This window comes from Paenibacillus sp. XP01, assembly GCF_057364885.1.
This window is the reverse complement of the sequence record NZ_CP139481.1, coordinates 5048491-5068671: the sequence shown is the minus strand read 5'-3', so window position 1 is coordinate 5068671 and position 20181 is coordinate 5048491. Positions and strand designations below refer to the sequence as shown.

Genomic DNA, 20181 nt, shown 5'->3' with positions numbered 1-20181 from the left:
AATTTAGGCTATATCTCGGGTTTACATTTTAGAAGCAAGATCGTACAATACAACCAACAAACCAAACACTAAATAATTCAAACACTTGATAAACTTTCAAAAGCTCTTTCCCACTTGAACCATGAGTAGGAATGAGCTTTTTTTGCATGCCCAAAATCAAAGGAGGATGTAACCAATGGCAAAACGTGAACAGGTAGTGGCAGAAGAGTTGAAGAACCAGCAACTAGCACAGGAAGTAGAAAAAGAAGTGGGGTCTATTGCCCAGGATCAAGTAACAATGCGTGTTCGACAAGGAAGGCAGAAGAAATACTGGCACTCGTGCATGCAGATGGAGACACAACCAGAAGCTATCAGGAACAACGAGATTTTCTAATCAAGAGCCATATGCGGGACATACAGTTCAACAAGAAGGAAATCGAATATGTAGAAGGCGAACTGCAAGGTATGATGAAACGGCTAGACTACCAACTAGAAACGATGCCAGGCATAGATTTGGTAACGGCATCTTCTCTAGTGGCAGAAATAGGCGACATTAGCCGTTTTGCCAGCGCAGATAAACTGGCACGTTTTGCAGGGATAGCCCCTGTCAATTTCAGTTCCGGCGGCAAAGGTACGAACCAAAAAAGCAGACAGGGTAATCGGATACTTCATGGTTTGTTTTATAACCTAGCTGTCCAGCAGGTACAAGTTTCAAAAGGTAGCAAGAAACCACGTAATCCACTGTTTTACGAATACTTCAACCGCAAGAAAGAAGAAGGCAAAACACCAACGCAAGCATTGGTATGTGTGATGCGGAGACTAGTCAACATTATTTACGGCATGATGAAGCACAAGACAGCGTTTCGTCTCCCCGAACAAGTAGAAAAACAAGCGAGCTGACAGGTGGTATTGCTAGTATTCTAGCAACCACCGTTACTTTTCAATAGATTAGCTTTACAACATAGGGGACGGGACAAGCTGTTAAACCGCCACCAATAGTCTATGAAACAGTTAAGTATGGTGATCATTTTACAAGAAAAAATAGAAAAAAAGTTTTAAAACCAAATATAGAATACACATCACCAGATGGGTATACTTATCGTACGGATAGTCAAGGGCGTGTTATTGAATGTGAAGGGGCACTTGTGCTTGGTAAAGGAGACCGAAGTGAATATGCCCAGAGGACGGTAGGGAAAGGGCAAGGTAGGTTACCTGATGACGATGGTGGACACTTGATAGGAGCACAGTTTAAAGGTCCAAAGGATATTGACAACTTGGTTCCACAAATTAGCCAAATTAACCGCTCTGGTGGGGAATGGTATAATATGGAGTCTAAGTGGGCAGAGGCTTTGAGTGAGACACCTCCGAAAAAAGTTACTGTAAAGATTGAACCGGTTTATTCAGGGACCTCCATGAGACCAGACTCCTTTGAGGTAACTTATCAAATTGAAGGAAAGAAGCCAGTACAAAAAACAATTAAAAATCAAGTCGGAGGTTGATTTCGTTGAGTATAGAAAAAGAAATGAATCGAATTTATAATCGAATAGCTGAAACAGTGAATGAAATGATTCCAGAAGAATGGGAAACGTTTTATTTCTATGCTCAAATTTCTGAAACAGGTGGAGGGACTTACTTTTTTTATAACACACCTGAGGATGTGCAAAATTTTAAATATAGTTTAGAAATCCCTTACTATTATGATAATTATAAAGAACGAAATAAAATTAAAGGCAGAATTCTACTCGAATTAAGTGAAAAACTAAGAAAGACTTTTATAGAAAATGAACAAGAACCTTGGTATTCATTCACATTATCGCTTAGTAGGAATGGTAAATTCAAGATTCATTATGATTATACAAATTGGTTTGATACGAATTATAGTTTTGATGATCAGTTGCTTATTTGGGAATATAAATATTTGGGTAATTTACCAGAGGATGAAGAGATGAGAGGATTAATAAACAGGTATATAGAAGAATATCCGGATATCCGATTTAAGTTGGACAACGACGAATTATTCTGAGTCGATTGTTCAGGCGCCAGAGTCTAATTAAAATTGTCTTCATTATATCGAAGGGAAAATTTATCTATTTAATAGTAGACTCATTGATATATAAACCGCAATTAAGATCATAACCTGACAAGCAGACGATCAATCATTTCCATCGGATACTGATTAATTCTCTTCATAATTGACTCACATAAAGCCTGATTTTATAAAATTTGTCAAAGAAAACGTTGTTTACAATGTCCGCTTTGAGCCACACTCATAACCCTTCAACTGGATTTAAGTTTGGGCTGTAAGGGGGTGAAAACACCAACTGCATACGCGGATGTTTCTTCAAGAAAGGCTGTAACTCCGTAGCGTGATGAATCCGGCTATTGTCCAAGATCAAGGCGATTTTTCCACTTGGATAGGCGGAGAGATACAGGTATTTCCAACATAGGAAATGTAGGCAGTGAAGATAGAGCCCAACAACTATATACCTGGGTAAAGGGGGAAACCGTAGGTACATTGTCAGAGCGTTAAAGATCCCGAATATTAAAGAATGATGAGGGGGATATCTATGAATTTAGTTGAAAAAATAAATCATATATTCACTTTGAAAACTGAATTAGAACAAAAAAATAAGATTAGTGAGATAGGGGACATTATCGAATATGGCAGCCTAGAGAGAGAAGAATTAATTGCTGCAGTTAATTTAATGTTATCATTTATAGTTCGAGAAATTGGTATTTCGGTGAAAGAAAGTCTATTAAATGCTGTGAATAACGCTTTGGTTTATCAAAATGTAGGGACAGAGGTTTCTTTTGATATATTGTTACCTTATATGTCAAAATTCAGAAAAGATCATTTGACGTACGTTTTGACCTTTCTGGGGTTTTCAGGTAAAAAGGAGTACAGACAGCTACTAGAAAAATATCTGAACTACAATGATGATGAGATAAAGGAAGCTGCTCAAGAGGCAATTTGTGAAATTGACTTCAGAATCCAAAACAGTAAAATGTAAATATTGAAGTGAGGAAATAGTGAAATAGCCGCCAGTGCTATGGTTTCTTTATCCCTGTTCTCTCTGTATCAGCTGTTGATGGATGGACCCCACCAAGTAGGGAGTGTATTGGGCTCTGAGCCAAGCAGACTTATCCCATGTAATACCCGAATAAAGATTCTACATTTCGTTTGTAAGCACATTAATGCTTGAATTTTATACCCTAAATAACGCTATTCCGTTACATTGAACAGGTTGATTATGGTCAGATACTACCGTAATTGACCTGTTTTTAGTTATCTTCGTTTTCTTGCGTTTTTTAATTTACTCGGAACTCTAGAATACACCGCTCCATAGGGATGATGGGATTAGGGGGAAATTTCCTCTTTTGTTAAACCCCTATTTGAACTTGGATAGAAGTAGGGAACAAAATGAAAAAGAAACAGTATGTTTATTAAGCCATCGGCGCTGAATTTGCTGAATCGCTTCATTAGCGGATTTTCCGAGTTACAACAGCAAGAGAATGACGCCAAACGAAACTTGTTGGGAAAAATTTTGACAGCTGCCAAAGAATTGACCACTTCCACCTCACTGACGGATTTCATGAAGAAACTGCATCAACAGAGTAACGAAGTTAGTGCGGCGTATTATGAAACCCCTCCGTATATTCGGGAGAAGTGGGCAAGTCAATTTATACAATATCAACAAGCGGATCAGGAACTGAGGGACTCTCTGGATTACTTCAAAAAAATGATGAAGAATCCGGATGAATATAATGTGCTACTCGTAGGTGCTCAATTTGCAAACATTACCTTTGACATTGGCAGACCTTATATTACTGAGGAAGAGCTAGGGAGTTACGACTATTGGAAGTCTCAAGGGCTGAGCCTTGATGAAATGAAGTATTTGGCATGGAGACTGAAAGCCCCCATGAGTGATGAAGCTTTTGTAGACTTGTGGTATGGCTATTATGAACATGATGCAATGCAAAAAGGCTTGCATGGTCAAGCTAATTTTAGAACAAAGGGGAGTTCTGGAGGCGGCTTTGTAAGCCCACCGAAGTCGATCCCGCAATCAGGTGAAACTACGCCGTCCAAGGGCAAGAGGTTTTTCCGAAAGTTTTCAGAAAATAGTCAAAAGATGGGGACCGTGTCTGGTGAAGGCAGCAATTGGGGCAATAAAAAGAAAAATAAAACAGGCGAATCTGCTTCAGAAAGCGGAAAAGTAGCCGATAATGAAACAGGATCAGGATCACCTCCTAAACCAGCAAAGAATGCATCCGAGTCGGAGAGCACTAATACGAGTCGCACACCTTCATCTAAAACAAGTGAGACAGAAACAACAACAACGCCAAAAAACAGTACGACGTCGAAGAAAAAACCAAACGAAAATGAATCAGAATCACCTCCTAAACCAGCGAAGAATTCATCCGAGACGGAGAAGAATAATACCAGTCGTACGCCTTCGTCGAAAACAAGTGAGTCAGACACGACAAAACCATCAACGAATCATACAGCGTCGAAGAACAAACCAAACGAAAATGAATCAGAATCACCTCCTAAACCAGCAAAGAATGCATCCGAGTCGGAGAGCACTAATACGAGCCGCACACCTTCATCTAAAACAAGTGAGTCAGATACAACAACAGCGCCAAAAAACAGCACGACGTCGAAGAATAAAAATAACCAAGATGAAGCTCCGAATGAGGTGAACTCTTGGAAACCTAAAGCATCGAAGAATAAGGATGAGGGTAAACCGAAAGATGATTCTAAACCACCAGAATCCTCACAGTCAGATAAACCTATGGAGAATTCAAATACTAATAAGCCGAAGGAGGGCTCGGAAGGTACTGAGGGGACGGGTGAAGTTAAATACAAAGAAGGATATTATTTTGAGCATTTAACTGGAAAGGTAGAAAAAGTAACAGAATGGAAGGGTGTTAGCGGTGGTCATAACTACGAAGAATTTAGGAAGTTTTTTGGCGCAAATGAGAAGTACTCATTACAAGAGGTGAAAAAAGTAGAACATTCCGACATTCCTGGCATTTATGATTTGGAATATAGAATGATGGTTGAAATAAAAGATTATACAGGGAAAGGTACAGGTAAATTTAGGTATATACCCAAGGAAGATAAACCACCGTATAAAAAAACTATATATGATCCTAATATAATTTCTAATGACGAAATTATACGATTAGGAAAAGAGGCAATGGAGGAAGGAATTAACTCGAAAAGAGTAAGTCAATTGAAAAGTCAAAATAATAAGCAAATAATCCGAGGAGTTTCAAGTAATGGGTTGAAGTTTGAAGGGATAAAAAATATTGATACTGGTGAAATTGAAAACTTTTATCCGGTATTAAAATTTGGAGAAAACTAAGGTGAAGCCATAATGACCACTGTTTACGATGATAAGAATAAGTTTATTCTCAGGTACGAAGAAAACGGACTTGAAAAAGGCTCAGTTATTGATGTTCTTGGCGATTTTGTATTAGAGTATGACTTTGTTAAGGTATTAGATGGATTTTTAAACGAATACGTTGAGAGACGAGATTATATGGGGGTTATATATTCAGATGAATACGATGTTGGCGAAGAAGGTTACTTTGGCGAGAATAGTGTTTTATTTTATTATGGTGTAGATGATAATTATGATATTGTAAGTTACAAAGAACTGTATGATTACTTGAAGGTAGCATGTAGTTTTTATATTGAAAAGAACGCTGACCAAAAAGATTTAATAAACAAATCTTTATTAAGAATAAAAGAAAAATATAATATTAAAGAATAACAATTGAATTGGCGAGTATAATCCATAAGAGCGTCAGGAATTGGACAATACAATGAACGGATCCACAACACGAGCAATGCCCGTGTTGTGTTTTTTTCGTTCCTTGGTATGGGCACAGCAGTTGGTGAAGTAGTCCATCCCAACCAGTGCCGAATTACCAACAGTTCAACGAATAACCCACGTAATACCCGTTTAGAGATTTTGTCATTTCGGGAGTACGCACATTAGCTTTAATTTTATAACCTAAACAACGCTATTGCGTCGCAATGAACAGGTCGATAGTGGTCAGATACTACCATGATAGAGCTGTTTTTAGTTATAGGGCGGCGGCAACTCTAATAGAACGCCAAGCAAGCTGATATAATGGCGGTAATCAGAAAAACGGTTACCACCTTCTTTACTCCCAATTTTAAGTTTACAACTTAGGGGACGGGTGAATTTACGAAGAGGTATGGTGACCCTCCTGTAGAAGAATTAAGTTAAGATTGATGTTGCTGCTGAAAAGAAAGCTGAAGAAGTAAGAAGTACAGGATTGAAAAATATAGAGGAGTTTGCAATGAATACTGGTTTGGAGTTACAAGAGGCAATAAATTTAAAATCACATCTTTTTCTTAATAAATATGATCTTCCAGCTTACGATGAGAAAGGTTTGTACTTTTATAACTCTAAATTAACACCGGATCCTGAAGTAATATATGCTTTTCATAAGGCAATGGAAGGAGAACTAACGCCAGAACAGAAAAAATGGTTTCAGCAGTTAAAAGCACATGAATTAGATGAAAAAGCCCGAATGGATTCAGGAAATGAATATTATAGAAATCCAGAATCTTGGGATTTTGAGGAGAAAGTTTGGAGATCAAAGCCTCCAGGTGCACATGAGAATGCTGTACCTCAACCTAAATTTGGAACATTCCCGGGTTATAAGGAAGAAAGTGCGAAATTTCATCAAATTAGAAAAGGTGACTTTTATGATATTGTCTTTTAGTAGTGCAGTAAAAAGGATAAAGGATATTAACTGGTCTATTGAAGAAGAACCCAAAGAATCCCATTCGGTCTTGTTGTCCGAATACTTGAGAAGAATGGCTGTTTTTGTGAAAACTTATTCTTCTAACCATAACCCGATAGGAAGTCCGCTTAAAATTTTCAATATAGATGACAATAATTTGTTGCTAAAGATCGATAGGAATTTTGATGAAAAATTACCCAATATCAACAATCCTATACATTATAAAATTTGTAGAAATTATTTAGAGGCAGCAAGTATTGTTGAAATGGGGCATTCAGAAGCTTTAAAAGTAGCAAATATTTATGAACCCATTATTAATTTTTTTGAAAGGGGTGGAAATTTAAGATTTGATAGCGACAGGGCACTGAGTTGTGGTAGTGCTGCTTTTGTTCTTGAAAATTGGGTTGATTTCCATAGTAGTAGGATAGAAAAAGATATTAGCGATTTCAATTTGGAGAGAATTGATCTTAATGAAACAATGTTTAGGGTGCAAGCCCCTTGAATTAATAAAATATGTAACTTGAATCAGCCACGGCCCAGTGCCAGTTCTTGGACTTGCGTGGTGGTGTTCCAAGTTGATAAGTCATATCCCAAACAACTTATAATTTAAAATAATTATATACCTTTACATCAAACAGGTGACTATGGTCAGATACCACCATAATTGATCTGTTTTTTGTTATCTTCGTTTCCTTGCGTTTTTTAACTTATCGGTAAGAATTTTTTGGAAAATAGTCAAAAGATGGGGGCCGTGTCTGGTGAAGGCAGCAATTGGGGCATAAAAAGAAAAATAAAACAGGCGAATCTGCTTCAGAAAGCGGAAAAGTATACGATAATGAAACAGGATCAGGATCACCTCCTAAACCAGCAAAGAATGCATCCGAGTCGGAGAGCACTAATACGAGTCGCACACCTTCATCTAAAACAAGTGAGACAGATACAACAACAACGCCAAAAAACAGTACGACGTCGAAGAATAAACCAAACGAAAATGAATCAGGATCACCTCCTAAACCAGCGAAGAATGCATCCGAGACGGAGAAGAATAATACCAGTCGTACGCCTTCGTCGAAAACAAGTGAGTCAGACACGACAAAACCATCAACGAATCACACAGCGTCGAAGAACAAACCAAACGAAAATGAATCAGAATCACCTCCTAAACCAGCAAAGAATGCATCCGAGTCGGAGAGCACTAATACGAGCCGCACACCTTCATCTAAAAGAAGTGAGTCAGATACAACAACAGCGCCAAAAAACAGCACGACGTCGAAGAATAAAAATAACCAAGATGAAGCTCCGAATGAGGTGAACTCTTGGAAACCTAAAGCATCGAAGAAGAAGGATGAGGGTAAACCGAAAGATGATTCTAAACCGCCAGAATCCTCCAAGACAGATAAACCTAAGGAGAATTCGAATGTCCATAAGCTGAAGGAAGATACGAAAGATTTCGATGATAGAGAAGATGACAATTGGGAAGCCCAGAAACCTATGTTTGGCGAAGACTGGGATGCATACTTTAGATCTAAATACGGAGATAATAATGTTACATGGGTGACTAAGAATAAATTCGAGTATGTAGACGGTTTTGACGATCATCTAATAAATGCACAGAGTATTGTAAGGAAAGGGAATAAAGGCGTTGTGGGAGGTCACAATTTAGATAGTTTCGAAAAGATTTTAACAGATCAAGGTTGGAATTTTGATGACCTTATTGTTTCCAAAACGCCACACCCCACAATCCCTGGAGTCTATCAAATTCAGTATAGAATACCAGCACTTGATAGGGAATTGAAAGTAATACCTGATCAGTATAAAAATATATCACATCCTAAGACTGTATATGATCCAAGTGTAATCTCGAATGATCAAATAATACAATGGGGGAAAGAAGCGATGATGAATGGAGAAATTGTGGGTAGGGAAATTCGAGGAACAGCATCGAATGGCTTGAAATTCACGGGTTACCTCAATGAAAATGGAAAAGTGACTAATTTCTTTCCGACCACTTCAGACTAATTTCTAGGAGGGTGATTTGATGAGTGTCAAATTAACAGAGAAAGAATTATTAGATATGTATTATCGACACCTTGAGGGGAAATATTTTTTAGATGCACTTAAAAACTACTGCAATGGAAATGGGTTTGGTGGTAGTGAGAGTGTTTGGTGTGTTTTTGCTGGTGAGTTAGATGAGTGGGAAGAAGGTTATTTCGGAGATGAGGGAGTTTGTTATTTTTTTGACTACCCTGCGGTAGAGGAAGATCAGAGAATTGTATTAGATTACCCAACTTTCTATCAGTATCTAAATGAAGCAAGTATGGATTATTTAATACGGAATCCAATTGTTAAGGATGAGGTTGAAGCTCGATTAATGGAAATCAAACAAAAGTTCAACATTGAATAAGTTGGCGAGAACATTTCTAACCAATATCATGACTTAGATAGATATAATAATCAAATCTTGTCTACAACTTCAACATAGAGAGCGTAAACACAATCAGTTCTATCAGGCATGGGAACGCGGTATACAGATGCGTTTTTCATTCAATGAGTGTGGCTATGCACTCTTTACCTTTTCCACGACCTGAAACCACGTATCAGTTCCCCAGTGCCTAAACGTTTCACGAGAACGGACTTTCTTCGGACGGGTAGAGATGGATTACCATAGGAGCTGTATCCTGATTTACGGTTTGAATTTTATAGAGTGGAGGCCGATGTAAATATACGAAAGTTGGTTTTGGTGTGAATGTGGTTAAAGTAAAAACGTGGAAAATGCATTAAAGTAAATATAAGGAGGTTGGCTATGATAAACATAAAGAAAGTAGATATTTCCTTTAAAAATATCGGAAAAACTTTATAGATGGCATTAAGTTGGAAGATGTGAAAAAAGAGTACACAGAGGATTTTAAAAAAATAAAAGAAATAATTGAGCAAAATAAAAAAGCTGTAGATCACATATTATTAATTAATCTTGAATCAGTATTGTCTTATCATCTCTCGTTGTGGAAACAAGATGTTCTCATTAACGGAGGAAACATCCCTGAGCATCTTAAAACAGTTCAAAAGGTTGTATTCTATCAATGCATGGCTCAAGATGTTTATAAGGATCGGTATCCTAATATGATGCTGGAGTATTCTTTTGAAAAAATTATTATTGCGTTGGTCCATTTTGTTATTTTTGGGTGGGAGAAAGAGGAGAACATACTATTTAACTTCATGGAAAAACGATTTGGGACAAAATATTTGAATGTAAAGGAGACCCATAAACATCTATGGTTTCTTTTAGAGCTTTATTTACAATTTAGAAATCAGAAGATATGGGGTACGGACATAGAGGTTTCGAAAAATACAATAAAGAGATTGAATGAGCAGGGCATAAACACAGGCTTGATTCCAGAGAACCTGAGTGTGTATGAAGATGTGTTGCAACAATGGAGAACATCTGATCTTGGATTGATCACTGTGCTAATCACCGATATGTCTATTTATCATCTCAACTTAGCAGCGGAAATTGGTCAGTTTGAGGAATTTGGTGATTATATGTATGGATTTTATCCTTACGAAATTCTGTTTTTGCTTTATGTACGAAAAAGTCTAGGTTTAACCAACCCTGATGAATTCAATGACTACCTAATGAATACACCAGAGGCTAAAATGGAAATTAAACATCCAGAACCTTATCCAGAATGGGACCCTATGTTACGAATGATTGATGATTTTTATCGTGAAAATTACCCTGAGTATATCCCAAATCAGTATGGAAATCTGTTTGAATAGAAAAGGAGCGCGGCGAGCATATGGTTCAGAAAGATTTGGTACCTATCATATTTGCAAATGCAGAGGTCGTTGATAAAATATTGAATGACCCAGACGAATCATCGACATATTACAGTATGCTGAATTATGGTTTGGCGTCCAAAAGATTTTTGTTTTTGGATTACAAAGGGGAAGAGGGCAACGAAATCATCAATTACATTTTGGACTATGAGTTTGCCCATAATCTCGAGTTGGGAACCTCGGATGAGTTGGAATTATTGGGGGAGTTCGAATATAAATATCTTCCTGAGAAAATTAGGGAAGTGAATAGGCTGATTTATCCAAAAGGGTACGGTTTATTTTCTTATCCGACAGCAGGGGACTTCTATGTTCTGTTCATTGCTAGTATTGGGGATAAGGAAGGATTAACGCAAGTGGATTTATTGAAAGATGAAGACATACCCAAAAAGGAACGTCATATCCAATTATACATATAAAATTTGTAGGAGAGTAAGGGGAGAATTGATCTTGTGGTATTCAAAAAACTCTCACCGAATTCTTGTGGATTTTTAGTGTTGTAGTTTTTTTATTCTTTAGGCGATAATAAACTCAGTGTACTCTTTCCACTTATAGGCTACCAAATGTCGAGTGAAATGTCTCCCCTTACCTCAATAACCTATGTTTTGCTTGTATGTACTAAAAGATACGTGTGTAGAAAAAAAGTATAATCAAACAGGTGGATTACGGACAGATCTAATTCATCTGTTTTTTGTTTTCTTACGATTTTTCAATTTACTCGCAACTGTAGAAAATCTCTGGATCAGCTATACTTAATTGGACAAAAATAAGGGCTTGTAGAATAAACCTATCTTCCTAAGAAGCGGATCTGGTTGAGGAATATAGCCTCACTGCCTCGTCTCTGGATCGCTGGATCAAGCAAGCCAAGACCTCGAGTTCTTTCAAAGAGGAGGATAACCGTTCATCAGAAGAAAATGAATGGATTGCTCAAAGAGCAATTGAAAATGGAGAGGTTCCAAAAGTAAATTTAATGAGAAACAATTAGCACAGATTGAAGCGGGGAAAGCTAGAATTCAAGGTTTAACTTGGCATCATCATCAAGTAACTGGAAAAATGCAATTAGTGGTCACAGATACACATGGCGTAAATCACTTGGGTGGAAATGCGATATGGGGGGATGGAATAAGATGATGAATGTTGAATGGCAATTTGCTGATAAAGAAGTGAGTCGAGAAGAAATTGATGCAGTTTCAAAAAAAATAGGTTATAGATTTCCACTAGACTATATATTATGTTCGATGGTTAATCATGGTGCGAATGTAGAACCTGAAGTCTTTGATGTAGGACATAAACAAAAGGTGTTTGGTTCTCTCCTGTCATTTGATGAGTCAAGTCCAGACAACTTTTTGAAGGTCTATGAGAACTATAAAGAAACATTACCGACTGGAGTAATTCCTTTTGCATTCGATCCGGCTGGAAACTTAATTTGTTTTGACTATAAAGAGAGTGAAGATATGCCGAAGATCGTTTTTTGGGAGCATGAAGGAGCGTGGGAGAAATCAATTCTCGTCCAGGACGAAGGTTTGTCTGTCGAACAAGCTGAAGAAAGAGCGCGAGAGAACATATTTTTTGTGGCTAATTCATTCACTGAACTACTTGAGAGCTTGCATGATTAATAAATGTCTGTAGATTCTATAACATACAGAACTCACTCCTATATAAAACTATAATTAGGAGTGAGTTTTTTTAGGTTCATTTGATAGATGAAGACACACGAAAGTGGATTGTCAACATTAGATCAGACAACTTTTTTAAGGGCTGCTTGACGATACTGAACAGGCGTCAAATATCCCAGTGATCCATGAACTCGGTGCCTGTTAAACCAGTTGATGTAGTCGTATAATTCCAATTCCAAATGACGGAGGTTTCGGAATTCCATCTGGTAAATAAACTCCGTTTTCATGATCTTGTAGGTGGCTTCGGCCACGGCGTTATCGTAAGGACATCCTTTCTTGCTGAGTGATCGGCCAATACCAAACATGCCTAAAAGCTGGTCCATCGTATGGTTCTTAAACTCACTCCCACGATTCGTATGAAACCACTGGATTTGGCTCAAGTCGCCTTCTACCGTTGCGAAGGCAGGGGAAACCAGAGCAGCGTCTTTATGTGGACCTGCACTATGGCCAATGATCTCGCGATTGAACAAGTCAATGAGGACGCAAACGTAATGCCATCGATACCCGACCTTCCCATATGTGAGCTCGCTTACCACGAAGCGCTTTGCTTCCGTCTGATTAAACTCACGACCCAGTTCATTCGCCGTTGTTGCCTCATTACAGGCCGTTTTGTGAGGTTTAAACTGGGCAACGGTGTACGCGGAGACGAGGCCTTGCTCTTGCATGATTCGACCTGAAGCTTGGCTTTTATCTTTCGTGTACCGTAGACTTTTCGATTGTTGTGGAATATCTCCACAATAGCTTCCGTGAGCTCATCTACATTGGGCTTTTCCTTCGCTTCATGATAGAAGGTGCTTTTGGCGATTTCGAGGACATTACACATTGCTGATACCGAGTATTGTTCACGGTTATTCTGGATGATAGCTACCTTCGTCCCATGATCAGCGCGGCTTGCTTTAAAATGTCGTTCTCCATCCGTAGACGCTCAAGCTCTTTACGCATAGCCATTAATTCGTTTTCTTCAGGTGAACGGTTGTCCTTCTCTTTGGAAGAGCCAGTGGCCTGCGATTGCTTGATCCAACGGTCTAGAGCCGAAGCAGTGAGGTCGTATTCCTCCACAATGGCAGCTCTGGGCTTGCCGTTTTCATAGAGCTCTACCATTTGTTTTTTAAACTCCGTTGTGAATGTGCGTCGTTGTTGTTTAGGCATTGTAGAAATCCGCTCCTTAATATGATAGTTCTATTCTAAAGCCCTTATTTTTTCTGTCCAACTAAGTGTAGCCGATCCACCACTACATCGGAGAAACCTAGGGGGAGTTCGGATCAACGGAAGGACGATTCGGAAAGTGTTGAGGGGATGGATAATAGTGCTTCTAGCACGATAACATGGAATGAGTTTCAAATTGAAAATATATAGAAATGGTGTAAGAGATGCGGTTTGGGATAATGCTAAAGATGAAGATGGTAATGTAAGAGATCCATTGACTAATGTCATAATGAACAAAGACGAGCCATGGGAAATGGGGCATAAGCCAGGTTATGAATTTAGAAAGCATAAGAAAAGTGCACAACAAAGAGGTATAACAAGAGAACAATTTCTAGATGAGCACAACAATCCTAAACACTACTATCCGGAGCTCCCAGAATCCAATCACAGCCATAAGGGTGAAGATTTAACGGACAATTATTTCGGAGATTAAGTTTAGGAGTGTTGGAGCAGGAGGGGTATAATGGAAATACCAAATGATAGTAAATTGCTCGCTAAATCAGCTTTAAAAGCATTAGGTGGGAATCCCGTTATTCACAAATATTGGGATGATGATGAAGTGGGTAATATTGATATTTTATCAACTGTTGATAGACCATGGGAAGGTATTACGTCATATGCAACTCTCGGATTATATATGCATTCAATAGGAAAAATTGTAGATGGGAAGTTTTTGAGGGTAGAAATTGTAGGGGCAAGTGCAACAAGCCATAAAAAATTTTCGAATATTTTAGCAACTTGTGCATTTTGTATAATTAATTCAAAAATGCCGATTTATCCAGGCGCAATATTCAATGATGTGGTGAAGATGTATTATCCTGATATAGACATGAAACATATGCTCTTCGTGCCTCCATTTCTTTGGGAAGAGCAATTACAAACAATTGATTTTCAAGATAAAAAAGTTGCATGGTTGCTTGCTGTCCCAATTTCTGAAAATGAATACTTATTTGCTCAAGAATATGGCTCCAATAAACTTGAAGACCTATTTGAGCAGAAGCAGATTGATATTTTCGATATTGAACGAAAATCGGTTTTGTAGTATCGTGCTACTAGTGTCAAAACAGCTAAGGTGTGTCTTCAAACCGTTTAATATAGTAATGCATGGGTTAAATAGTTTAGATGAATACTCGATATGAGATCAAAGAGACCAATGGCAGCGAGTCCGAGATCTGTTTCCACCTGAACGAAAACCACAAGGAGGACATCCCGCTTTGGACAACTGAATCATGTTAAATACAATGCTTTGGGTTGCACGTTCAGGCGCCCCATGGCGTGATCTTCCTGACCACTTTCCCCATTGGAAATCCGTGTACACTCGCTTTCGACGTTGGCAGAACGCCGGGATTTGGGATAAGGTGATGAAGGCTGTCTCCCTGGATAACGAATGAGAAAGTATTATGATTGATGCCACGATTGTGCGTGTTCATCACCATGATCGGGCGCAAAGAGGGGCAAAAGCAAGCAAGCGATCGGACGTTCCCGTGGTGGATGAAGTACCAAAATTCATGCCATCGTCGATGCGTTAGGAAATCCACTACGTTTCGAATTAACGGATGGTGAAGCTCATGACTCGGTTCAGGGCTAAAAGCTTCTGCAAGCGAGGGAATCTACAGGGTCAGGTAATGATCAATCGCTTGAGTTGATCGAGAATGGTAACAATCCATGGCCAGATGGACTTTCGCGGTTCGAAAATACGTTTCTATCGCCCAACGTTTACTATAATAACTCAGAATCTCATCATTGCTTAGTGAAACATCCGTACTTAGAAAAGCTTTCATTTGCTTGGGATCAAAACCTTTCCCCTCTTTCCAATACAGCAGCAGGACGGCGTATTCCAAGAGATCGAGTTTCCCTTCATAACGATATATTCGATAAGCGGAGGAGCTAACGGTCACCAGGTTGGTTTTCGATTTTTAGATGTAGGAAGCAAAGCTTGTTCACCTCTGCGCGGGGGGGTTGGTGATACTTCTATTTTACGCAGAGAGTCGGGTGTGTCTCTTTTTACATTTCATGGAACCAATTTTGGGCAAGTACAGTTATAACCAAATAATGCTATTCCGATACAATCAAACAGGTTGACTATGGTCCGATACTACCATAATTGACCTGTTTTTGTTACCCTCGTTTTCTCGCAGTTTTTTTATTACTCGCCGATTTCATCTGCTACGCTCAAGAAGCGGGTGCCCATTTTTTCCGAACCTGAGATCAATAACTACTGTAAGTGCGTCTTCTTGATAAAAAGATAATTCTGATCAGTAAGTGTAAAAACAACACGTATCAATAAATCTTGAATCAATGAGTGGATATGATCCAAATCATCCAAATCATCCAAATCATAAGGATAACTATCCTAGACCACCTAAAAATCACTATAAATATAGAGGGTCAGATAATAAAGGAAGGTTGCAAGATACAGAGCAAAAGATGATAGAATATCTGAGAGAAAGGTTCAAAAATAATCCTCATGTTAAAGGCAGTATTGAAATTATGTCACATAACCCTATTTGTAAAAGTTGTAATGATATTATTGATCAATTTCAAATTGATTTTCCGAATATCAAAGTCACGAGAGTTCAAATCTTGGATGACTTGAATTGAGTAGAATATGGAGGAGATTTAACATGGATATTTCAAATAAGGGTGATTTAAAGGAATTCTTATTAACATTAGAAAAAAAATCATACCCAATGAAGCCTTGTAGTGAAGATGAGCTAACAAAATTAAAACATTTTTCTCCAACAAAAACGCTGCCCTCGAATTATTTAGATTTTATGAGTAAGTTTGGGAATGGCGCAGAGTTTTTGACTGGTACACATTATACTATGAAGTATATATTAGAGTTAAAAGAATGGGCTGTAGAACTTTTAGAGGAAAATAGTTTCTCAAAAAAACTCACAGATAATCAGTTTGTGTTTATGATGCACCAAGGATATATGTTTTGGTTTTTCAATTTGGATGAGGGTGATAATCCACCTGTGTATCTTTATGATGAAAGTCTTGATCTAACTGATTTCAAGAAAGTTAGTGATACACTTTCGGAATTTTTAATTTCATTGTATGACTGATATATATCGAGTTTAATTCAATAATAACCAATAGTGCCACAATATGAGCTAGCCGCCCGTGTTGTGGTCTTTTTTTATCCTCCATATGTATGGCGGTAGATGAAATAGATCACCCCCAGTGCCGAATGAATCCATCATTTAACCAATAACACATATAACCCTTGTAATACCCGTATAAAGATTTCTTCATTGCGGTTGTACGCACATCAAATGCTTTAATTTTAAACCCTAAATAACGCTATTCCGATAAATCCAGCAGGTTGATTATGGTCAGATACTACCATGATAGAGCTGTTTTTAGTTATAGAGCGGCGGCAACTCTAATAGAACGCCAAGCAAGCTGATATAATTGTGGTAATTAGAAAAATGGTTACCACCTTCATTACTCCCAATTTTAAGTTTACAACTTAGGGGACGGATGAATTTACGAAGAGGTATGGTGACCCTCCTGGGAAGAATTTAAAGTTAAGATTGATGTTGTTGCTGAAAAGAAAGCTGAAGAAGTAAGAAGTACAGGATCAACAATCCTATACATTATAAAATTTGTAGAAATTATTTAGAGGCAGCAAGTATTGTTGAAATGGGGCATTCAGAAGCTTTAAAAGTAGCAAATATTAATGGGTTGATATCTACAATAGTAGAATAGAAAAAGATATTAGCGATTTGAATTTGGAGAGCATTGACCTTAATGATAATTGAATCTGGAGATATACTCGTAAAGTAACTAGATCAGTATTGGAGGTATAAGTAATATGGATTTTTCATTATATATTGGTTCTGATTTGCCCAAAAAAGAATTGGGGGAATTGCTTTACAGTATGATATTTGAAGTATTATTTGTAGAATTAATCGATTATGAGGCCGAGGTACGGGATTCGTCCTTTGCTCAGGAGGTAAATGTCGTGTGCACATATTTTTCAATGGACACTAATTCAGATGATGATGACGACTATACTGAACGTTTTAGGAAAGCAAATCTCGAATCATATGGTGTGGATACGAATGTCTTTTTTAGTATTCAATTTAAATCATATTCGTTTGAAATCGGATGGTTAAAGCTGCTCGAAGTCATTGGAAAACTATTACAGTTAAACGATTCGGATTTGTTTGTGTTGGACGATACCTCATATCCGCTATTGAAGAGGGTTAAGGGGCGTTTATTAATAAACAGTAATTTAGATTATCGATGGTGGTATTTGACTACAGAAAATCTAGAACTACTGAATTATCCTTATGATAAAGAAGACTTTTTAAAGGAAAGTGAAAAATAGAGATTACTAATTACTCACAATGCGAACTTGACACACTGCTGTGGGTTCTTTTCTGTGAAAATCAAAATGAACTCAGTTCATCCGGTTATTACTGGAGGTTTGAATAAAATGGATTTTAGATTATCTTTTGATTGCCCATTCTCTAAAGAAGAATTGAGGAAACTTATCCATTGTGTTTTATACGAAGTGTTATTTGTAGAACTAATAAATTATGATGCATATATAAAAGATTGGTCGGGTGATCGACAGATAAGTATGACTGCTACTTACTTTTCTTTAAATATTAATCTAGATGAAGATGAAGATGAAGAATATTTAGAACGTTTTCGAGACATGAATCTTGAAGCTTATGGTGTGGATACAAATCTACTTATAAATATTCAATGGTAAATTTACCACGGTTTTTATTGGGTTTCTGACGCTTTCCTTTATGGCGGAGAACCTGTAACTCCCTTTGAACCAGCCGTCCGTCGTAGATCCAGCTGTAAATCGATTTGAAGGAGCTCAGAAGGTGTTGGGAGAGTTTGACCATACATATCTTCCGAAAAACTTAGGGAAGTGAACAAGTTAATCTCACCTGAAAGTTATGGTTTGTTTACCTATCCGACGACAGGAGACTTTTACGCGTTGTTTATCGCTGAACTGGAGCATAACCATGCGTTTAGTCAGGTCGATTTATTGAGAGATGAAAATATCTATGGAACGAGAGCGTTATACTCATTTAATTGTGCATTGGATCGGCTACACTTAGTTGGACAGAAAAAAAAGAGCTTGTAGAGAGTCGGCATGCCAGGCAAAAATATAGATGTAGTTTACAATCCTGTTTCAACAAATATACAAAAGTGGCCTAAAGATTGGTGTAGATTTCCAGGACCTTTTCACTAGGAGATGGTATTTTATATGAGCAACGCTAATTTATTTGAAATTAAGGTAAATGAAAAATATGGTTTTATTAATGGGCAAGGAGATATTGTTATTGAGCCTTCATATAAGGAAGTGAACAATTTTCATGAAGGTTTAGCGTATGTTTGGACTTTTGATAATAAGAAAGGCTATATAAATACTGAAAACGAATGGGTCATTGAATTAAATGCTGATTATTTAGGTGATTTTGAACATGGGTTGGCCATGATTTATCATAAAGGAAAGTATGGGTGTATCAATAAGCAAGGGGATTTTGAGATCGAACCAATCTATGATCGAATACAAGGTATAAATGAAGATCGTTCAATTATTGCCGAGAGAAACGGGAAATATGGCGTTTTTGACGTGGTAGGAAATGTTATGATCGATCCGATCTTTGATTTTATCGGTACATTTTCAGATGGTTTAGCAATGGTTGAAAAAGGGTCCAAATACGGTTATATCAATAATAAGGGTGAACTGAAAATCGATTATCAATTTTATTCGGTATCGAATTTTTCAGAAGGACTGGCTGCAGCTTCTGTAGATGGAGATCTTTATGGATTTATCAATAAGCAAGGGGAGTTTGTTATACAACCTATGTATTATCAAGTGTCTGATTTCTCAGAAGGACTGGCAGGATTTAGACTGAAATCCGGGGGGAAGTGGGGATTTCTTGATAAATCAGGGAATGTTGTTATTAAAACTAAATTTCAGAGCGTAGGTGCATTTCACAATAATGTGGCCCCTGTTGAACATAAAGATATGTATGGTTATGTGGATAAAAGAGGAAAATACATTTTGAAGAGTGTGTTTACTACAGCTAGTGAACTTTGCAATGGGCTTGGGCATGTAACGTATAATGGAGAATGGGGTTACGTAGATCATACAGGAAAATGGGTGTTTAAACCCTGGAATTTTGATCTTTGGTAAAGGGAGGAAAGAAACCAACAATCATATTTATCCTGGTCAGTTTGTAGAATATCGGGAAGGGAAGATTCCGAATACAGATTTAAGTGGGTTCATCGTTGTTCCACCTATAGACTTACCTGAATTTATACCTGTTGCTTCTGGCTACGGTAGAATTAACTTGTTATTAGGCGTAACCGCTGAGGAACTTCAGATTGCCAAAACGGAAGATGATATATACATTGTCGCGGATGCCATGTTTGAACATGGTTATATTAACTACAGCCCAGCTGTAAGAGAATCTGTATTAAATGTATGACGTGAAAGCTTAATCGAGTGTGCCCGGTTAAGCTTTTTACTACTTGGGAATAACCATTGTAATCCGGGTGGTCGATTTTTCAACAATATCAGATGCTGTTAGAGTGGTTGTTTTAAAAGTATTTCCGTCTAAGTGATATTTGAAAAAAAAGGCCTTAAATTAGAGCGTGTTTTCAAACCTAATTTAACCATAGCAAAATAGAAGCCAGCGTTAAAAAGGCTCCAAACGTG

General features: G+C 37.7%; 23 protein-coding genes and 4 pseudogenes. 23 read left to right on the top strand and 4 right to left on the bottom strand.

The features are described from left to right. Positions 1-270 precede the first annotated feature (270 nt). From SNR34_RS22910 to SNR34_RS22900, 3 genes and pseudogenes are all read left to right on the top strand, one after another. Positions 271-879: pseudogene (locus SNR34_RS22910) on the top strand (transposase); the annotation flags it as partial. A 95-nt stretch (positions 880-974) separates the two neighbouring features. Continuing rightward, positions 975-1478, top strand: coding sequence for a DNA/RNA non-specific endonuclease (locus tag SNR34_RS22905; RefSeq protein ID WP_343261792.1), 504 nt, complete (start codon positions 975-977; stop codon positions 1476-1478). An 11-nt stretch (positions 1479-1489) separates the two neighbouring features. After that, on the top strand, positions 1490-2002 hold the full coding sequence (locus tag SNR34_RS22900) for an immunity protein YezG family protein (protein ID WP_343261791.1): 513 nt from the start codon (positions 1490-1492) through the stop codon (positions 2000-2002). Positions 2003-2246: 244 nt separating this feature from the next. Here SNR34_RS22900 and SNR34_RS22895 read toward each other — a convergent pair whose 3' ends face one another. Next, positions 2247-2495, bottom strand: a complete 249-nt coding sequence (locus SNR34_RS22895; RefSeq protein ID WP_236421066.1) for a transposase — start codon at positions 2493-2495, stop codon at positions 2247-2249. A gap of 51 nt (positions 2496-2546) precedes the next feature. Between SNR34_RS22895 and SNR34_RS22890 the strand changes: the two genes are divergently transcribed. The 11 genes and pseudogenes from SNR34_RS22890 to SNR34_RS22840 all read left to right on the top strand — a co-directional run bounded on the left by SNR34_RS22890 (position 2547) and on the right by SNR34_RS22840 (position 12215). Continuing rightward, entirely contained in the window at positions 2547-2990 is a 444-nt protein-coding gene (locus tag SNR34_RS22890; RefSeq protein WP_236421065.1) for a hypothetical protein, read from the top strand. A 426-nt stretch (positions 2991-3416) separates the two neighbouring features. Further along, positions 3417-5348, top strand: a complete 1932-nt coding sequence (locus SNR34_RS22885) for a CdiA family toxin C-terminal domain-containing protein (RefSeq protein WP_236421064.1) — start codon at positions 3417-3419, stop codon at positions 5346-5348. Positions 5349-5360: 12 nt separating this feature from the next. Beyond that, on the top strand, positions 5361-5759 hold the full coding sequence (gene cdiI, locus SNR34_RS22880) for a ribonuclease toxin immunity protein CdiI (protein ID WP_236421063.1): 399 nt from the start codon (positions 5361-5363) through the stop codon (positions 5757-5759). Between the two features lie 556 nt (positions 5760-6315). Further along, complete coding sequence (locus SNR34_RS22875) at positions 6316-6744, top strand: hypothetical protein (protein WP_236421062.1); 429 nt, start codon at positions 6316-6318, stop codon at positions 6742-6744. Then, on the top strand, positions 6719-7267 hold the full coding sequence (locus SNR34_RS22870) for a hypothetical protein (RefSeq protein ID WP_486180233.1): 549 nt from the start codon (positions 6719-6721) through the stop codon (positions 7265-7267). Before SNR34_RS22875 ends, SNR34_RS22870 begins: the two co-directional genes overlap by 26 nt. Positions 7268-7536: 269 nt before the next feature. After that, on the top strand, positions 7537-8784 hold the full coding sequence (locus SNR34_RS22865) for a CdiA family toxin C-terminal domain-containing protein (RefSeq protein WP_486180232.1): 1248 nt from the start codon (positions 7537-7539) through the stop codon (positions 8782-8784). 19 nt (positions 8785-8803) lie between these two features. Beyond that, complete coding sequence (gene cdiI, locus SNR34_RS22860) at positions 8804-9169, top strand: ribonuclease toxin immunity protein CdiI (RefSeq protein WP_236421059.1); 366 nt, start codon at positions 8804-8806, stop codon at positions 9167-9169. Between the two features lie 399 nt (positions 9170-9568). Beyond that, a pseudogene (locus SNR34_RS22855) lies at positions 9569-10542 on the top strand (hypothetical protein). Positions 10543-10562: 20 nt separating this feature from the next. Next, the gene (locus SNR34_RS22850) at positions 10563-11018 is read left to right on the top strand and encodes a DUF6630 family protein (protein WP_486180231.1); all 456 of its coding nucleotides are present in this window, start codon (positions 10563-10565) and stop codon (positions 11016-11018) included. 571 nt (positions 11019-11589) lie between these two features. After that, a complete protein-coding gene (locus SNR34_RS22845) occupies positions 11590-11730 on the top strand; it encodes an HNH endonuclease (RefSeq protein ID WP_356724750.1) in 141 nt (46 codons plus the stop codon). Further along, positions 11727-12215: an SMI1/KNR4 family protein gene (locus SNR34_RS22840; protein WP_236421057.1), complete on the top strand. Its 489-nt coding sequence runs from the start codon at positions 11727-11729 to the stop codon at positions 12213-12215. The genes SNR34_RS22845 and SNR34_RS22840 overlap by 4 nt, the downstream gene beginning before the upstream one ends. Positions 12216-12337: 122 nt before the next feature. Here the strand turns inward: SNR34_RS22840 and SNR34_RS22835 are convergent. After that, positions 12338-13424, bottom strand: a pseudogene (locus SNR34_RS22835) (IS3 family transposase). A gap of 181 nt (positions 13425-13605) precedes the next feature. Here SNR34_RS22835 and SNR34_RS22830 point away from each other — a divergent pair. The 3 genes from SNR34_RS22830 to SNR34_RS22820 all read left to right on the top strand — a co-directional run bounded on the left by SNR34_RS22830 (position 13606) and on the right by SNR34_RS22820 (position 14872). Further along, entirely contained in the window at positions 13606-13914 is a 309-nt protein-coding gene (locus SNR34_RS22830) for an HNH/ENDO VII family nuclease (RefSeq protein WP_290371502.1), read from the top strand. A gap of 30 nt (positions 13915-13944) precedes the next feature. Then, a complete protein-coding gene (locus SNR34_RS22825) occupies positions 13945-14523 on the top strand; it encodes a suppressor of fused domain protein (RefSeq protein WP_486180230.1) in 579 nt (192 codons plus the stop codon). 187 nt (positions 14524-14710) lie between these two features. After that, complete coding sequence (locus SNR34_RS22820; RefSeq protein ID WP_356724693.1) at positions 14711-14872, top strand: transposase; 162 nt, start codon at positions 14711-14713, stop codon at positions 14870-14872. Between the two features lie 219 nt (positions 14873-15091). On the opposite strand, the gene SNR34_RS22815 is transcribed toward SNR34_RS22820, so the two are convergent. Beyond that, positions 15092-15322: a hypothetical protein gene (locus SNR34_RS22815; protein ID WP_236421055.1), complete on the bottom strand. Its 231-nt coding sequence runs from the start codon at positions 15320-15322 to the stop codon at positions 15092-15094. Between the two features lie 457 nt (positions 15323-15779). Here SNR34_RS22815 and SNR34_RS22810 point away from each other — a divergent pair, with 457 nt between their 5' ends. The 4 genes from SNR34_RS22810 to SNR34_RS22795 all read left to right on the top strand — a co-directional run bounded on the left by SNR34_RS22810 (position 15780) and on the right by SNR34_RS22795 (position 18210). Then, positions 15780-16082 (top strand): deaminase domain-containing protein, encoded by a 303-nt coding sequence (locus SNR34_RS22810; RefSeq protein ID WP_486180229.1) that lies wholly within the window; start codon positions 15780-15782, stop codon positions 16080-16082. A gap of 23 nt (positions 16083-16105) precedes the next feature. Continuing rightward, on the top strand, positions 16106-16549 hold the full coding sequence (locus SNR34_RS22805) for an SMI1/KNR4 family protein (RefSeq protein ID WP_486180228.1): 444 nt from the start codon (positions 16106-16108) through the stop codon (positions 16547-16549). Between the two features lie 752 nt (positions 16550-17301). Beyond that, positions 17302-17820 carry a hypothetical protein gene (locus tag SNR34_RS22800; RefSeq protein ID WP_236421230.1) on the top strand — a complete coding sequence of 173 codons (519 nt, stop codon included), beginning with the start codon at positions 17302-17304 and terminating at the stop codon, positions 17818-17820. Positions 17821-17928: 108 nt separating this feature from the next. Beyond that, positions 17929-18210 (top strand): hypothetical protein, encoded by a 282-nt coding sequence (locus SNR34_RS22795; RefSeq protein WP_486180227.1) that lies wholly within the window; start codon positions 17929-17931, stop codon positions 18208-18210. Here the strand turns inward: SNR34_RS22795 and SNR34_RS22790 are convergent. Then, a pseudogene (locus SNR34_RS22790) lies at positions 18203-18322 on the bottom strand (IS30 family transposase); the annotation flags it as partial. The gene SNR34_RS22795 and the pseudogene SNR34_RS22790 overlap by 8 nt on opposite strands. Positions 18323-18720: 398 nt before the next feature. Between SNR34_RS22790 and SNR34_RS22785 the strand changes: the two are divergent. Together SNR34_RS22785 and SNR34_RS22780 are read left to right on the top strand one after the other, a co-directional pair. Further along, a complete protein-coding gene (locus SNR34_RS22785) occupies positions 18721-19656 on the top strand; it encodes a WG repeat-containing protein (protein ID WP_486180226.1) in 936 nt (311 codons plus the stop codon). Continuing rightward, the gene (locus SNR34_RS22780) at positions 19643-19951 is read left to right on the top strand and encodes a suppressor of fused domain protein (protein ID WP_486180225.1); all 309 of its coding nucleotides are present in this window, start codon (positions 19643-19645) and stop codon (positions 19949-19951) included. The genes SNR34_RS22785 and SNR34_RS22780 overlap by 14 nt, the downstream gene beginning before the upstream one ends. The last annotated feature ends 230 nt before the right edge of the window (positions 19952-20181 follow it).

Coding starts and splice junctions, on each gene's coding strand:
- SNR34_RS22895 (WP_236421066.1), bottom strand. CDS start 2,495: ATGTACCTACGGTTTCCCCCTTTACCCAGGTATATAGTTGTTGGGCTC.
- SNR34_RS22890 (WP_236421065.1), top strand. CDS start 2,547: ATGAATTTAGTTGAAAAAATAAATCATATATTCACTTTGAAAACTGAA.
- SNR34_RS22885 (WP_236421064.1), top strand. CDS start 3,417: ATGTTTATTAAGCCATCGGCGCTGAATTTGCTGAATCGCTTCATTAGC.
- cdiI (WP_236421063.1), top strand. CDS start 5,361: ATGACCACTGTTTACGATGATAAGAATAAGTTTATTCTCAGGTACGAA.
- SNR34_RS22875 (WP_236421062.1), top strand. CDS start 6,316: ATGAATACTGGTTTGGAGTTACAAGAGGCAATAAATTTAAAATCACAT.
- cdiI (WP_236421059.1), top strand. CDS start 8,804: ATGAGTGTCAAATTAACAGAGAAAGAATTATTAGATATGTATTATCGA.
- SNR34_RS22850 (WP_486180231.1), top strand. CDS start 10,563: ATGGTTCAGAAAGATTTGGTACCTATCATATTTGCAAATGCAGAGGTC.
- SNR34_RS22840 (WP_236421057.1), top strand. CDS start 11,727: ATGATGAATGTTGAATGGCAATTTGCTGATAAAGAAGTGAGTCGAGAA.
- SNR34_RS22830 (WP_290371502.1), top strand. CDS start 13,606: ATGAGTTTCAAATTGAAAATATATAGAAATGGTGTAAGAGATGCGGTT.
- SNR34_RS22825 (WP_486180230.1), top strand. CDS start 13,945: ATGGAAATACCAAATGATAGTAAATTGCTCGCTAAATCAGCTTTAAAA.
- SNR34_RS22820 (WP_356724693.1), top strand. CDS start 14,711: ATGTTAAATACAATGCTTTGGGTTGCACGTTCAGGCGCCCCATGGCGT.
- SNR34_RS22810 (WP_486180229.1), top strand. CDS start 15,780: ATGAGTGGATATGATCCAAATCATCCAAATCATCCAAATCATAAGGAT.
- SNR34_RS22805 (WP_486180228.1), top strand. CDS start 16,106: ATGGATATTTCAAATAAGGGTGATTTAAAGGAATTCTTATTAACATTA.
- SNR34_RS22800 (WP_236421230.1), top strand. CDS start 17,302: ATGGATTTTTCATTATATATTGGTTCTGATTTGCCCAAAAAAGAATTG.
- SNR34_RS22795 (WP_486180227.1), top strand. CDS start 17,929: ATGGATTTTAGATTATCTTTTGATTGCCCATTCTCTAAAGAAGAATTG.
- SNR34_RS22785 (WP_486180226.1), top strand. CDS start 18,721: ATGAGCAACGCTAATTTATTTGAAATTAAGGTAAATGAAAAATATGGT.